This is a genomic window from Liquorilactobacillus hordei DSM 19519, from assembly GCF_019443985.1.
Classification (GTDB): Bacteria; Bacillota; Bacilli; order Lactobacillales; family Lactobacillaceae; genus Liquorilactobacillus; species Liquorilactobacillus hordei.
Genome location: NZ_CP049302.1, coordinates 14159 through 28807 on the forward strand (window position 1 = coordinate 14159; position 14649 = coordinate 28807).

The 14649-nt window shown below is 38.1% G+C and carries 17 protein-coding genes and 3 pseudogenes; 10 read left to right on the plus strand and 10 right to left on the minus strand.

From position 1 onward, the window contains the following. The first annotated feature begins 3 nt into the window (after window positions 1-3). Together G6O70_RS00985 and G6O70_RS00990 are read left to right on the plus strand one after the other, a co-directional pair. Window positions 4-858, plus strand: a complete 855-nt coding sequence (locus G6O70_RS00985) for a carbohydrate ABC transporter permease (protein WP_021355944.1) — start codon at window positions 4-6, stop codon at window positions 856-858. A 3-nt stretch (window positions 859-861) separates the two neighbouring features. Further along, on the plus strand, window positions 862-1677 hold the full coding sequence (locus tag G6O70_RS00990; protein ID WP_011668823.1) for a carbohydrate ABC transporter permease: 816 nt from the start codon (window positions 862-864) through the stop codon (window positions 1675-1677). Between the two features lie 195 nt (window positions 1678-1872). Here G6O70_RS00990 and G6O70_RS00995 read toward each other — a convergent pair whose 3' ends face one another. After that, window positions 1873-2088 (minus strand): gamma-glutamyl-gamma-aminobutyrate hydrolase family protein, encoded by a 216-nt coding sequence (locus tag G6O70_RS00995; protein WP_112303949.1) that lies wholly within the window; start codon window positions 2086-2088, stop codon window positions 1873-1875. Window positions 2089-2097: 9 nt separating this feature from the next. Next, window positions 2098-2382: a hypothetical protein gene (locus G6O70_RS01000; RefSeq protein ID WP_083481959.1), complete on the minus strand. Its 285-nt coding sequence runs from the start codon at window positions 2380-2382 to the stop codon at window positions 2098-2100. Between the two features lie 54 nt (window positions 2383-2436). Between G6O70_RS01000 and G6O70_RS01005 the strand changes: the two genes are divergently transcribed. From G6O70_RS01005 to G6O70_RS01020, 4 genes are all read left to right on the plus strand, one after another. Then, window positions 2437-2670, plus strand: a complete 234-nt coding sequence (locus tag G6O70_RS01005) for a transposase (RefSeq protein ID WP_057870410.1) — start codon at window positions 2437-2439, stop codon at window positions 2668-2670. 142 nt (window positions 2671-2812) lie between these two features. Further along, window positions 2813-3187: an IS3 family transposase gene (locus G6O70_RS12395; protein ID WP_373566373.1), complete on the plus strand. Its 375-nt coding sequence runs from the start codon at window positions 2813-2815 to the stop codon at window positions 3185-3187. Next, entirely contained in the window at window positions 3082-3570 is a 489-nt protein-coding gene (locus tag G6O70_RS01015; protein ID WP_083481957.1) for an IS3 family transposase, read from the plus strand. The genes G6O70_RS12395 and G6O70_RS01015 overlap by 106 nt, the downstream gene beginning before the upstream one ends. 348 nt (window positions 3571-3918) lie before the next feature. After that, window positions 3919-5181, plus strand: coding sequence for an ISL3 family transposase (locus tag G6O70_RS01020; RefSeq protein WP_219934260.1), 1263 nt, complete (start codon window positions 3919-3921; stop codon window positions 5179-5181). A gap of 141 nt (window positions 5182-5322) precedes the next feature. On the opposite strand, the gene G6O70_RS01025 is transcribed toward G6O70_RS01020, so the two are convergent. Next, entirely contained in the window at window positions 5323-6375 is a 1053-nt protein-coding gene (locus tag G6O70_RS01025; protein WP_057870345.1) for a glycosyltransferase, read from the minus strand. 166 nt (window positions 6376-6541) lie between these two features. Between G6O70_RS01025 and G6O70_RS01030 the strand changes: the two are divergent. After that, window positions 6542-7887, plus strand: a pseudogene (locus tag G6O70_RS01030) (IS4 family transposase). Window positions 7888-8182: 295 nt separating this feature from the next. On the opposite strand, the gene G6O70_RS01035 reads toward G6O70_RS01030, so the two are convergent. The 5 genes from G6O70_RS01035 to amaP form a co-directional block, all read right to left on the minus strand. Then, window positions 8183-9049 (minus strand): SDR family oxidoreductase, encoded by an 867-nt coding sequence (locus G6O70_RS01035; RefSeq protein WP_057870346.1) that lies wholly within the window; start codon window positions 9047-9049, stop codon window positions 8183-8185. A gap of 497 nt (window positions 9050-9546) precedes the next feature. Further along, window positions 9547-9798, minus strand: a complete 252-nt coding sequence (locus G6O70_RS01040; protein WP_003680323.1) for a GlsB/YeaQ/YmgE family stress response membrane protein — start codon at window positions 9796-9798, stop codon at window positions 9547-9549. Window positions 9799-9812: 14 nt separating this feature from the next. After that, window positions 9813-10355 carry an Asp23/Gls24 family envelope stress response protein gene (locus G6O70_RS01045; protein WP_057870347.1) on the minus strand — a complete coding sequence of 181 codons (543 nt, stop codon included), beginning with the start codon at window positions 10353-10355 and terminating at the stop codon, window positions 9813-9815. A 27-nt stretch (window positions 10356-10382) separates the two neighbouring features. After that, a complete protein-coding gene (locus tag G6O70_RS01050; RefSeq protein WP_003596522.1) occupies window positions 10383-10568 on the minus strand; it encodes a DUF2273 domain-containing protein in 186 nt (61 codons plus the stop codon). A gap of 11 nt (window positions 10569-10579) precedes the next feature. Beyond that, window positions 10580-11140 carry an alkaline shock response membrane anchor protein AmaP gene (amaP, locus tag G6O70_RS01055; RefSeq protein WP_057870348.1) on the minus strand — a complete coding sequence of 187 codons (561 nt, stop codon included), beginning with the start codon at window positions 11138-11140 and terminating at the stop codon, window positions 10580-10582. 341 nt (window positions 11141-11481) lie between these two features. Here amaP and G6O70_RS01060 point away from each other — a divergent pair, with 341 nt between their 5' ends. Further along, on the plus strand, window positions 11482-12168 hold the full coding sequence (locus G6O70_RS01060) for an MgtC/SapB family protein (protein WP_057870349.1): 687 nt from the start codon (window positions 11482-11484) through the stop codon (window positions 12166-12168). A gap of 150 nt (window positions 12169-12318) precedes the next feature. On the opposite strand, the pseudogene G6O70_RS12075 reads toward G6O70_RS01060, so the two are convergent. Next, window positions 12319-12636: pseudogene (locus G6O70_RS12075) on the minus strand (HNH endonuclease); the annotation flags it as partial. Between the two features lie 153 nt (window positions 12637-12789). Between G6O70_RS12075 and G6O70_RS01070 the strand changes: the two are divergent. Next, complete coding sequence (locus tag G6O70_RS01070) at window positions 12790-13005, plus strand: CsbD family protein (protein ID WP_057870351.1); 216 nt, start codon at window positions 12790-12792, stop codon at window positions 13003-13005. A gap of 502 nt (window positions 13006-13507) precedes the next feature. Beyond that, window positions 13508-13651 (plus strand): annotated as a pseudogene (locus G6O70_RS01075) (recombinase family protein); the annotation flags it as partial. Window positions 13652-13661: 10 nt separating this feature from the next. Here the strand turns inward: G6O70_RS01075 and G6O70_RS01080 are convergent. Then, the gene (locus tag G6O70_RS01080; protein ID WP_219934256.1) at window positions 13662-14591 is read right to left on the minus strand and encodes an IS30-like element ISLpl1 family transposase; all 930 of its coding nucleotides are present in this window, start codon (window positions 14589-14591) and stop codon (window positions 13662-13664) included. Window positions 14592-14649 lie beyond the last annotated feature (58 nt).

The window sequence follows — 14649 nt, forward strand, 5'->3', positions numbered from 1 at the left end:
AAAATGCTTATCAAAAAACATCAATATCTGGCTTTTGTTTTACCAGCAGTTTTCTTTATACTATTGATTATTGTCGTACCATTTCTGATAGGAATTTATTATTCCTTTACCGATTCCAATGGTTTACGCTCTTCTTTTATTGGTTGGAAAAACTTTGAAGTCCTTTTTCAAGACTCCACCTTTCTGCAGAGTTTTTGGCTAACAGTTAAATTTTCTTTTGTTTCAGTAATTCTAATTAACTTAGTCGGTTTGGCTTTTGCGTTAATCGTCACCAGTCACAACAACAGACTCACAAAATCACTCAGAACCATCTTCTTCATGCCAAATCTGATCGGCGGAATACTACTTGGTTTTATCTGGCAATTCATTTTTACTTCTGCTTTTCAGGCAATTGCCGCTGCTTTTCATCTTGACTTTTTCAAAGGTTGGTTGAGCAACCCTTCAACAGGCTTTTGGGGGATAGTAATTCTGTTTGTTTGGCAGATGAGCGGTTATATTATGTTAATCTATATTTCTTTCTTGAATGCAATTCCTAAGAATACCATTCAAGCAGCTGTTCTAGACGGTGCAAAAGCAACCCAGATTTTCTTTTTCATCAAGCTGCCACAATTGGCGCCAGCCTTTACAATCAGTCTATTTCTAACACTTGCCAACTCGTTTAAACTCTATGAGCAAAACTTAGCACTTACAAATGGTGGCCCATACCGCTCCACAGAGATGATTTCGATGTATATTTATAATACTGCTTTTGTAAACTTCCAGCAGGGATACGCTCAGGCAGCCGGAATTATCCTTTTCCTTTGTGTAACCATTGTTTCCTTTATTCAATTAGCACTTTCAAGAAAGCGGGAGGGATAGAAGATGAAAAAATCAACTAAAATCTTACTTGGCTTTCTTTTTGGAATCATTGCCCTATTCTGGTTCTACCCCTTTATCATTGTTATTATCAATGCTTTAAAGGGAAAAAGGGGAATTTTTCAAAACCCGTTATGGTTTACACGGGACTTTACGTTTTCAAATTTCAAAACTGCTTACCAGGCGCTTGATTTTACAAGCAGTTTCTTTAACTCTTTAGTTATCACAGTAGCCAGTGTCATTGTAATCACATTGGTTTCGGCAGCTGCTGCCTATGCTCTTTCTCGTGTTAAAGGGCCTTTCAGTTCAATTCTCTACTATCTTTGTGCTGGCACTATGCTGATCCCTTTTCAGTCAATTATGATCCCGCTTCTTTCACTTTTTGGCAAAGTTAATTTCCTTAACAGAACGAGTCTGGTCATTATGAACACCGGGTTATCAGTAAGCCTCTCAATTATTCTTTTTTATGGGGCTTTTCAAGGAGTCTCAAAAACTCTTGACGAAGCTGCTGCTTTAGATGGAGCCTATCCTTTTAAAACCTTTGTTTATATTATCTTTCCAGCGGTCAGCCCAATGACAGGTACAGTTGTTATCTTGAATGCAATGAAAATATGGAATGACTACCTGTTACCATCACTAGTCGTTAATAAAGATGGCATGTACACGATTCCACTTAAGATGTATTCTTTCTTCGGTGAAACAAACAGCCAATGGCAATTAGCCTTAGCCGGACTTGTTTTATCAATGGTTCCGATTATTATTCTGTTCCTCCTATTGCAAAAGCAAGTCATGACAAGTGTGACAGAAGGAGCTATCAAGTAAAGATTGGATTTAATCTAAATAAAAATAGTACAAGAGACCAGGTCAATCTGACCTGGTCTCTTGTACTATTTTTGTAATGTTCATATTATTCAGCAGTTGGATCCTCTGGACTTAATTACTCATAATTAAACTCAGACTATGTGCATAATTTACCATTAATACCTTCCTGTTAACCTTTGCGCTTGTTATTTATAATCAACATCTTACGATCAAATCAGTAAAAATAATTTGTATTTGCGGACTTGTCTCGACTAAAAATTCTGGGCGCCTTTGAAGAACCAACACTTGCTGAGAATCAATTGATTTTAATGCTTCAATAACCCCATTTTTAACGGCTGCAGTAACTTTTAAGCATTCGCCCACATTTTTTGCTGCTTGATGATATCGACTATTAACAATTAGACAATAAATTTTTTCTTTCTAAAAGGCTGCAATTTTTTCGGATGACAATCCAGTAATAATTTCTTCTACTAGTTTGACTGTATCAGCAAAATCTTGGTAAGCTACCATTCCATAATTAGTATGTTCATACCTGACTGGAATTCCGATACAGATTGTTGGAATCTCCTCGTAAGTAAGGATTTCACTGCCATCTATTCCCCCGCCAGTTCTTACCGCTCGCGTATATGAAATTTGAGCCTTCTTCGCAGTTTTTGCAGCAAATTGCTGGAAGCTTGGATTAGCAATAAAAGATGGAGTTAGTATAAATCATGGACAACTTTTGATAGAATATCTTTATCAAGATTGGAGATATCCTATATGGCCAAAAAATATGATATTGATTTTAAAAAGATGATTGTATCTCTTTATCAAAATGGGGAAAAGGTAAAAGATCTTACCAGCGAATATGGTATTTCAGATAAAAATATTTATGCTTGGATTAAGCGTTATGCTGAAGATAAACAAACTGGCATCAGCCAAGATGAATATCTTAAATTGAAAAAGAATTATCAAAAAATTCAAGAGGAGGATGAAATCTTAAAAAAGTCTTAACCATATTCGCAAAAAAATAGATTCAAACTCATTCATTATTACAGCTCATAAGACAGCTCAAGGTCACAATATAAGTGATGTTTGTCATGTTCTTAAAATTCCACGGTCCACTTTTTACAAAAATTCTAATAATCATGTATCAATTCAGAAAAAGCGTCGTAAACGTTTTAGAAAGCTGATTAAAGAAATTTATTTTGCTTCAGGATGTCGTTACGGATCACCTAAAATTGCTAAGAAGCTCCAACATTGTGGTGAAAAAGTTTCTGAAAAATTCATTGGTAATTTAATGCATGAATTAGGATTGTATTCCATTATTCGGAAAAAATATACTTGGCATCCAAAACAACAAAAAATTGAAGAACGAGAAAATATTATTGATCGTGACTTTTCAACAAAGACAATTAATCAAAAGTGGGCAACAGACATAACTTATATACCTTGCGCGATGGTTGGCTGTATCTTTCATCAATTCTTGACTTGCATACGAAAAAAATTATTTCATGGGACCGTGGTTTAAACATGACCAATGAACTAGTTCTAAAAACTATCAACCGTGCGGTTGATAAATATAAACCAAGCAATTTAATTATCCATACAGATTTAGGATCTCAATATACCAGCGATGATTACAATCAACGTTTAACTGAACTACATATCTGCCACTCATACAGCCGTAAGGGTTGTCCGTATGATAATGCGCCAATGGAATCCTTTCGCGCTTCCCTCAAAAAGGAATGTGTTTATCCAGTGCCGGTCTTTGAAGATTATGAAACTGCCGCTGCCGTCCTTTTTGAATATGTGCATGCTTTCTACAATAGGAAGAGAATTCATAGTTCACTGGGCTACCAGACCCCCTTACAAGTTGAAATTGCAACACTTACGAGCCAAATGGCCGCCTGATTTAATGCTTTCCAGGGTTCAAATAAGTTATTAATCACGATTAGTGATTTATTTGAGCTGTGGAAGGTAAACGCGGTTCTGAATGTCTCTTAAAATCTGTCTCAAATATTGACTTCAATCCATAAAAAGAGAAGTGCGCCTAAAGATACGAATTTACTGAGAATATATTAGCGAAATAGTTTTATTGTAAATTTCTTGAAAAGAGCGTGCACGGTTAATAAAGGCTCTAAAATATTGGGTGTTGATGAACTTCCATCAACACCCAATTTTCATGTACAATAAAAGGACAAGTTCCCAAATGCACCACCACATACCAACCAAAGTAAAAGTAAAGGCAAGTGAGAAAACATGTCCCAAGACTATTCTATCGAAAATATACTTCAAATCCAAGACCCAAATATTAAATGTATCAGTATTGACAATTCTGATCCCAAGAAACAAGTCATTCATGCCAAATTAACTTATTCGATAAAGCGCTGTCCACTTTGTGGCCAATCCCAAGTAGTCCGTTTTGGAACTAATTTGATCAACGTCAGGATGCCACCTATCAAAGAACGACCAGTTATCTTAAAACTGCTTAAACAACGTTATCTGTGCAAAAGAGGGCAACATACTTTTAGTGCTGAAACGTCGCTAGTTAAACCACACTGTCAAATCTCAGAAGATACCAAACAGATGATTATTCTACAGCTTACTAAAGATCGTAGTATTACTGATATTGCAGAGGAATTAAATGTTTCACCAGTGGCAGTTAATCGAGTACTTGATTCATTAGCGATTCAGACTAAGACCGCCTTGCTTACCTTACCAACTACGTTGTGTTTTGATGAATTTCGCTCCACTGGTCATCAGATGAGTTTTATTGCCATTGATGGTGATACACATCGGCTAGTTTCTGTTTTACCTAATCGCCTTAATCGAAGTATCCAAAATCACTTTGAAAGTAACTATTCCTTAGCTGAACGTAGGAAAGTTAAACAAGTAGTTATTGATTTCAATGCACAGTATCAATCCGTAATTCACATAATTTTTCCAGAAGCAAAAGTTATCGCCGATAACTTTCATCTAGTTCAAATGGGACTCCAAGCACTGAACCAGACACGCGTACAGTTAATGCATCGATTCACTCAAAATTCACGAGAATATCGAGTTCTCAAACATCACTGGCGTTTATTTTTAAAAACTTATTCTGGCTTAAATCAACGTAAACCACAATGGTTTGCGCATTTAAAGAACTGGTTCACCCAAGAACAATTAGTCTGGCAAGGTCTTGAGTTAGATTCAACCTACCAACACACTTACTTCGTTGCGCATTCCCTAGTTGATGCCTTAAGAAAGCGTGATTATTTAAAGTTCATTAAAACACTAAATCGAGCTGACAAAGTCAGCCCACAGCTTGAAACCACAATAAAGACCTATCGCAAATATCTACCATTAATTAAAAACATGATGGCAAGCAACTATTCAAATGGCCCAATAGAAGGTGTTAATCGCAAAATCAAACAAATTAAACGCACGGCATACGGCTATAGAAACTGGTCACATTTTTACACCCGGATTAGAATTGAATTTACGATTCGAATAAAAAAAAGAAAACCAATTCGAAAATGAATTGATTTTCTTTTAAAAATTTCCCATCAACAGCGGTTGACAAAGAGCCTTAATAAAAAAGCAAAAACTGTGTTGGAGCACTGCAGTTTTTGCTGAACTTTCGACTAGAGCGAAGAAAGTGGGACATCATGAGCCCGTTGATTATTCAGCGGCGATTAACGTATAAATATGTTGAATTCTTTTAATGTAACGCGAAATATCAAATTTTAAGGCCGTCTTTTTAACGGTGCTGTGGTCATAACGTCCGCGCAGATAATAGAGCTGTCTGCAGGCTGTACCAAAGGCCTGTTGGTCATTCATGGGAGTTAAGATCCCGTTATCTTTGTTGATAATATCAGCCGGTCCAGTGGGACAATCGGTTGAAATAATTGGTAAACCGTATGAGGCAGCCTCAATTATGACCATCGGGAACCCTTCGTACTTTGAACAAAGTAAGAGGCAATCAGCTTCAGTGATGAAATCCCATGGGTTAGGGACCCAACCGCGCCAATTAATGTGAGGTGCAATCTGAAGTTGTTTTGCGAGTGCTTTAGCTGCTGGTAGATCTTGACCTTTTCCAAAAATATCGAGCTTCCATGGGATATCTAAGTGAGCCATTGTCTCAAGGAGCATGCGAACATTTTTTTGGTCGTCTAACAATATTCTACCGATGAAGACTGCATGAAAGGGCTTCTGAGCAGCAGGAGTTTGAATAGTTTTTTTATTGACCGTTCGGATTGGATTATAAATTAAGAAGATTTTATGCGCTGGAACTCCCAGTGCCAGCAGTTGTTTTTGGATCCCGGTGCTGATCGCTAAATGGTATTCAGAAAAAGCGAGTTCTCTGCGTGCAAAAATATTTGACTCTGAGATTGACGTGTGTCCCCACGAGACTATTTTATAAGTCAAACTATATTTTTGCTTGAGCTCATACGCTAATTCGCATGCTTTCCCTTCAAGGCTGAGGACAATGTCTGGGTTACTGGCAAGTAAATTGGTTGTGACAAAGTCTCTTTGTATCTGGCGATTTTTTGAATGACAGATTTTGAGTTCATAACCAGAATCACGTGTGATCCATTGCAGCCATTCAGGGTTACCACTTTCGGGAATCAAGACTTGATAATTGTTTTCGAGATCTTCGTTTACAAGATGTGAAATCACCCTTTCAGTTCCCCCATGGCCTTCGAGGTACTGTGTTATTAATGTTATTTTCACGGTAATTCATCCTTTCGTTTTATGAAACCAACTGAAACTTGAAAGTTCATATTTGGGCAGACACTGTATGGTATCAGCCTTATTTTTACAAAAAATAAAACACAAGCTGCTCCTGTGAAGTATACTTGAGTCGACAAAAACTTAGATACAAAGGAGAACTTGTGCTATGAATACTATACAACATGCTCAGGATTATATCATTTTAAAAAATAAAATTTCTGTTTTTAATCAACTCATTGGCTTGTCTAAAATTTCTCGGAAGCTTAACTATCACCGCCGTTCCAAGCTTTCTTTGTTGTCTATTTTGTCGTGGTTCATGGTATCTATTTTTCAACAACGCTCACTGTATCGTGCAGCAGAAACAAAACAGTTTACCACCCATACGGTACGCAATGTCTTGAATGATGCCCGGATCAACTGGCAACGATTGACCTGTCTCTTGGCTGGCGGGATCATCGATTACTTGCGCCGCATCAAAACTTTAGACGGTCGTCGGAAGCTTGCCTTTGTCTTGGATGATACATTGATCAAGCGCTCGTTTTCAAAGAAAACAGAATTATTAGCGAAAACGTACGATCATGATCGCGGCAAATATCTTACCTTACTTTGGCAATCACTGATGGAAATACGCTTTTACCGGTTAACTATGCCTTGATGTCTTCTGAAAATCAACGTAACCGAATTGGTTCCCTAGCTCGTTTCACTGACTTGCGCACTTTAGCTGGTCAGCGCCGAGCTCAAGCTCAGCGTAAGATGAACTTAGTTGGTATAGAACTTTTAAAGCAGGCGATGGATAATCAGATTACAGCTGACTATGTCCTATTTGATACTTGGTTTAGTTCACCCAAAATGTTCAAAACGGTCATTGATTTAGGAATGGTTGGCATTGGTATGATCAAAAATACAGTGAAAGTTCACTATCGTTATCGAAATAAATTGATGTCTGATAAAGCCATTTATCAGTTGCTTAGACGAAGCCAACGGCGTCAACATGACAAGTATCAATACAGTTTTATTGTTGAAGCTCATGCCGGTGATTATACCTTTCCACTGCGTTTAGTATTTGTTACCAAGCGTGGCCATACCAATAAATTTTTAGTTTTAGCGTCAACTAATCCCGGTCTGACACCAGATAAAATTATCCAGATGTATGGCTGTCGCTGGCAAATTGAAGGTTTCTTCAAAGTAGCCAAGCAATACTTACGCCTTGATCGTAGTCAAATTCAAAGTTATGATGGCTTTTGTGCGCATTTTGCACTGGTCATGATGGCCTATGATATCCTGGCTTGGCAACAACGAGAGTCAGTTGATTACCATTCGATGGGTGATTTATTCTTTGAACTTAACCGTGATTTGACTGATATTACGCTAATTGAAGCTCTAACACAATTATTAGTTAATCTGGTTAGTTATGTCAGTGGAAAAATATTCATTGAGAAGAAGATAAATGAATTTTTAAACGAGTTTTTTGACCAATTACCAGGAAGCTTTTCCAAGTTACTGACAGCATGAACTTTTAGCTAATTTTGAAGCAACAAACTGAATAGGTTCAAGACATTAAGTGATTTTTGAACTTTCAAGTTTCAGTAATTATAATTACAAAAAGGTAAAATTTGGAAAACTTACTTTATTTTCCCTTTTTAATGGTCTTAATGACTTGGTATAAACTTATTAAGAGTTGGAATAAAGTTAATAGGTTTAACACTTTGTTTCTCGAAATTTTTTGCTTATTTATACTCATTCTTTAGCACCCTCTATACTTTGGATAAAATTAGAATTCTCGCGTAGATATAAGAAAGAAATTTAATTAAATTAGCCCCCCCGTAACATTGATAGATGTAGCTGTTATATAACTAGCCTCATCTGAAGCCAGAAAAACATATGCTCCGGCTACTTCAGAGGGTTGCCCAGCTCTACCTAGGGGAGTATCCTTACCAAACGTAGGTATATTTTCTGCTAATTGTCCTCCTGCCACTTGCAACGGTGTCCAAATAGGACCTGGAGCAACACTATTGACACGAATGCCTCGCTGAGCTAATTGTTTTGCTAACCCAAACGTTGTATTTTTAATTGCAGCCTTAGTCCCTGCATAATCAATTAAATATGCTGAAGGATCTTCTGCTTGAATAGAGTTAGTTGTTATGATGCTACTGCCGTTTGGCATATATTCCAATGCCTCCCTGACTAACCAAATTAAACTGAAAACATTTGTAGTATAGGTATCTATCATCTGACCTGTAGATATAGTAGTGATATCTTTATTAGCTTGTTGCTTACCGGCTACTAATACTAAAGTATCTATCTTACCTAACGATAGTACAGTTTGCTTCACTAATTCTTTGTTAAATGCTTCGTCTTTCAAATCTCCGGGAACTAGTTCTACTTTACGACCCAAAGATTCAATAATTCGTCTAACATCTTGTGCATCACTTTCCTCTTCTGGAAGATAATTTAATACAAGATCAGCGCCTTCATTCGCATATGCTATAGCTACAGCCCTACCAATGCCTGAATCAGCACCAGTTATTAAGACTTTCTTTCCCCTAAGTCGATTACATCCGGCATAAGTTGTGGATCCGTCATCTGGTTGTGGCGACATTTTACTTTGTAAACCTGGCTCAGGCTGATGCTGTTTAGGAAATTTAAAATCATCATCATGTTGCATTTTAGTCATTATTAACTCTCCTCCATGATCGAATACGTGCATTCACCTGTTACTTGAATGTGGACTATTAATTCAAAAGATTCTATCAACTAGATATATAGGTATAGGTTAGTAATTAAATTTGCAATCTACCATATTTATATCTGTAAAAACAGTTTTTAACTGCTAGGTCATAATGCATAGATAAATCAAAGCAAGCACCTATGTAAAAAAGTGCCTGCTTTGATTAATTATCAAAAAAATTCCAATCTATATTTATAAAGGGTTATCTCCCCAATTTAAATATTGATTAACTGATCTTCAATTGCTCAATTATTTACGTTCTAAGAAGCCTAATACAGATAAATTTGGCTAATTATCCATGTAATTTTCGTTGCAATGTATCACCAATGCCATCTACTTTCTTAGAAGCCAAGACGGTGCCACCGATGAGGACACCACCTACAATGAGCGTAGAAGCGATCATAAACTTAAATACACTTTTCAAGATGTCCATAAAATTCCCCTTACTTTTTACTGGTTCGACCAACAACTAATGAAACAATCAGAACTAAAATAATTGCCCCGATGATCGATGGTATCAAAGCCATGCCAGCTAACGAAGGGCCCCAAGTGCCAAGGAGCCCTTGGCCAATCCACGCACCGATTAAACCAGCTACAATGTTTGCAATCCAGCCCATAGCAGCACCACGGTTAGTGATTGCGCCAGCAATGGCACCAATGATTGCCCCGACGATTAATGACCAAATAAGTCCCATATTTACTCACTCCCTTAGTTAACACGACTAGATTGATTGTCAGACGTTACTTTATCAACGCGGTCACCTAATGTTTCCTTCGATTTCTTTGCGCCCTTACTGACGGCTTCCTTCGTTTTGTCTGTGGCATCGCTCAGGCGATCTTGCAGAGAAGTCGAATCTTTTTCATACTGCTCCTTTGTCTTGATATCAACAACATTCACATTTACCTCAATTACTTCTAATTCGGTCATATTCTTTACTTCCCGAACGATAACATTTTTGATCTTGTCATACAGTTTAGAAATATCAATGCCGTATTCAGCAACAATGTCGAGATCCACTGCAACCTGCTTTTTTCCAACCTCTACATCAATTCCTGATGTGACATCTGAAGTATTAACTAGTTTTTCAGCAACATTTGCGAAAAAGCCGCCATCTACGGTTAATAAGCCATCTACTTCAGAAAGTGCGATACCAATGATCTTTTGAATAACCTTATCATCAAATGTTAAATTGCCTTTAACACCAGACTTTTCGTTAGTTGTTGTTTTCTCACTTGGCGTTCCATTCTGCATAATTTTTCCTCCTTATAATTCAAACAGTTATTTAAAAACATTTGTTAAGATACCAGTTTTTTGAATATAATAACCCGCGGTAATCCCGATAGCCATAAAAATCAAAACAAAAAGCGTCTTGAAAAATCCAAAAGTGATGATAAGGACCGCTAAGAGCAATCCCATAATTCCACCAATTAGTGGCCAAAAATAGGCTTTAATGAGTTCGGTCACGATATCACCTCCTAGACAACTCGAGATTTATGCACATTAGCGTCCAACTCATTAAAATCAACGAGTCTGATTTTAATTTTTTTCTGTTCAGAAATTCCAAGACAAATACGCAAATCTTTTTTTAATTGATTAAGAAAATTTGCAGTCTGTTGCTTGGCATTGACTGAATTTAGTAGATCACCCGATATTTTAAGTGTGATCCCTTTTCGTGATAACTTAGATGATACCTTGGGGTTGCCAATAAAGGGTTCATGTTGAAGTGCTGAAAGCGCAAAATGTTCAATAGCTTTCTTACTGACGGTCACTTGACCATCAGACTTTTGATGAAGATATAATGATTGTGACCGTGGCCAAAAAAGTGTGATAAGCAAAAAAATAATTAACAGTACCGCCAGAATTACTCCACTCCAAAAGAGGTATATCGGTTCGTACTGCTCCAACCAACCAAGCTTTAATGACATGGGTGTACTAGTACCAATGGCCGTTGACCAATTTTTAAAGACAAGAACTATGGATAAAGGAAATGCAAGGATAATAACAACTACTATTAATGCCTTAAATACAAATCGCAAATCATCACCACCTTTACCATAGTTATAGCACAACAGGTAGTGATGATGGAATTATATGCTCTTATAAGGAACCAATTAAGATTTTTGTTTGACTAAACCAATCTAGCCAATAGGGTGTACCCTAGTGGCCTTTTTTGATCCATTATCAATGGCTTTTTAAATTAGGGCCTAGTACTTTTGGAATGGAAATACTTTCCAACACCAAAAATTCTAGACCCGTTTAACTGGCAAGTTAAATATGGGTGGTTTATTTTGAGATTAGACGGCATTTTTTACCTTGACGACACAACGCAGTATAATAACTGTTATACAGCCATTTAGGAACAAGGAGGTGGATGGTGATGGCTTACTGGTTATATCAACTAGAATTGGTTTTACGGCTATTTGTGGCGGCAATCTGCGGCGGCCTTGTCGGCTATGAACGAAAGGTCCGCCTAAAGACCGCTGGGATGCGGACTCATATGTTGGTTGCGGTAGGAGCCGCTCTTTTCATGATCATCTCCAAATATGGGTTCTTTGATGTCCTCAATCATGCAAATTCTGTCAGCCTGGATCCATCCCGAGTTGCCTCACAGGTTGTCAGTGGCATCGGGTTCATCGGCGCCGGAGCCATCATGACCGTTAATCACAAGATCGACGGCTTAACAACTGCAGCTGGCTTATGGGCGACTGCCGCGATTGGTCTGGCAGTTGGCGCGGATATGTACGTAATCGGTATTGCCGGGACGCTCTGCATCCTAATCACTCAAACAATTGTTAGGCGAATCAAGGCGCTTAAACGTTACCCGAATCGTTCGATGATCCGCCTACAAGTTACGCTTAATGGCAAACTAAGTGACATGGACGCCTTACCAGAAAGACTAAAAATCATTGGCAGCAGTCACGTCCACATGCGAATTCTGGCATACAAACCGGATTCATTTTCCCTTGAAATGCAAATTAGATTAGTCCGCCGAACTGACCCTGATGATTTTATTTTGAAAATGAGTCATTTGGTCGATGTGAAAAAGATTGATGTGCTGGATTAACAATGATAAACAAAAAAATGATTATGAATTGGTAGATACGACCTATTTAAAAATATGTCGTATTGCTTCCTGGCATCGTATCAGTTTGTTCCCTAACAAATTCCTTTATTGAGCAAGCCAAAACTTTATTACAGCAAAAAGCCAACCAGCTGGCACAATGTGATCCACCGTGTTGCTGTTCGGTCGTCCACAGTACTGGCAGACATAGTGGTCACGGTCCAATACCAATTGGCGCAATGATTGCCATTGCTTGCCACGATAGAATTGATACTGTTCTCGCTTGTCATACGTGCGATACCTAGTGACTGTGTTGTACTTGTGCCTCGCCATTTGGTCGCCTGACCGCGCCCACTTCTGCCGGGATGCTAGATACTCCGCCTCGTGCGCATAGTGTTTAGCGCAGTAATGATCCGGTAGTTCCACCATCTGATGGCATCCTTGTTGACGACACCTACGCACTCTAGTCATGTGAGTTACCAGATAAAAGTATCTCCGCCGTGAGAATTATCATTAACCATTTCATATTTTTTCCTTTCAAGCGTATCTTTTGATGAGCTAAATACATATTTGTTATTCTAATGATGTACACATACTACATTTTCAACGAAGGGAGATTCATTTATGACTCAAGAGGAAAAGTTTGAGAGCAAAAAGGATCAATTAGCTGGTAAGGCTAAGGAGGTCGGTGGAAAAGTGACCGGTGACAAAGAATTGGAAGCTGAAGGAAAATCTCAGGGTGTGCTTGGTAAAGCTAAGGAAAAACTTGGCGATGCAAAAGATACGGTAAAAGGTGCTACAGAAAGTGTAAAAGAAAAGTTGTCCGATAATAAAGATTAATAGTTAATGTAACGTAGATGGAGTTTGTGTGGGCGCTCCGTCTTTTTTGTACACTTTTTTATGCAAACTAAAAGCGCCATGCTGTTTAGCACGACGCTCCCGTTCCCATTTTCTGTCAATTCCAGCAATCACGTCACGCTCATACTGGCAACTGACCAATCCGTAATCTGTGCGCTTAGCTCTTGATACCACTAGCAACCATCGGCTTTATTCTGGCTTTAATGGTACAAAATTCAAGAAATGCTGCATCATAAAAATAAAAAGCCACAGCCAATTTTATATCGGTTGTGGCTCTTAGTTATTTAGTATCAATCGTTGAATATATATTTGAATTTATCTTCTCAATAAATAATTTAGCGCTATTTTATTTTTCCAACAACAGGTATTTATCATAGCGAGCTGGATGTTTTAATTTTAAATATACCCTAGTGGCCTTTTTTATTTCTGTGCTATACTAGGAATCACAAATGTTCATTAGAACTGTCCAAAAGGAGAACTAAAAATGGCTAAAATCGGTTATGCGCGTGTGAGTTCCAAAGAGCAACATTTAGATCGACAGCTAGCGGCCTTAAAAGACGTTGATAAATTATTTACGGATAAATTAAGTGGAGCTAACACTAATCGGCCAGAACTGCAAAAAATGGTAGATTGCAAATTTAATCCGAATTTTTGGACAAATTTGTCAGCATAACCTGATACGGTGTTTGCCAGTCGAGTATTTTAAGCGGTCGCTGGTTAATTTGGAGTAACGTCGTCGTTAAATCTTGAGCACTAATGCGCTCAAAACGAGTCCCTTTAGGATAAAAATAACGTAAATTCCGATTAAAGCGTTCATTACTACCACGTTCAGCTGGCGTATAAGCATAGCAGTAATAGGTCTTAATACCATATTGTGATTCAAGTGATACTAGCCCACTAAACTCAGTGCCACGGTCCACAGTAAAGCTGTGCACCGGACCATTAAAAGTGGTTAGGAACTTAGTTAGGGCTTCATTAACAGTCGCTGTCGTCTGATCTTTTAACCGGTATGCCCAAAGGAACCGTGATTTGCGATCGATTAAAGTTAATAAAACTGCCTTACTATGCCCACGAGGACCAACGACTGTATCTAGTTCAAAATCGCCAATGCGATTACGTTGATTAATCATCATGGGACGCTGTTCAATTGATCGCCCCAAAGATTGATTATATTTGGATCGTTGGTCAACGTTACGCCGTTGGCGTACGCCATGTTCAGGTAGATCATTCAAGGAGAAACCAATTCTCCCCTGATTTAGCCAATTATAAATTGATTTAGTCGCTAGTTTAAATTCGTGAGCAATCATTCCTGGTGACCAGCTTAGACGTAAATGGTTGAGAATTTTTTGCTTTAACTCATCGCTCAGCTTAGTTTTCCGACCACATCGTGATCGCTTGTATTCGGCATCTGTTTGTGCTAATTCAGCCTGATAAGGTTGACATCGAGATAATTCATAAGAAATTGTTGACGGTGATCGGTTCAGCCGAACGCCCATTTGGATATTGGACAGCCCTAGTTCACAAAAGGTTTCGATTTTAATTCGTTCGGAATGGGTTATACTAGACAAAAGATCAGCTCCTAAAAGATGGGTTTGTGGTAAACACTATTTTAAAGGAAGCTGGAGA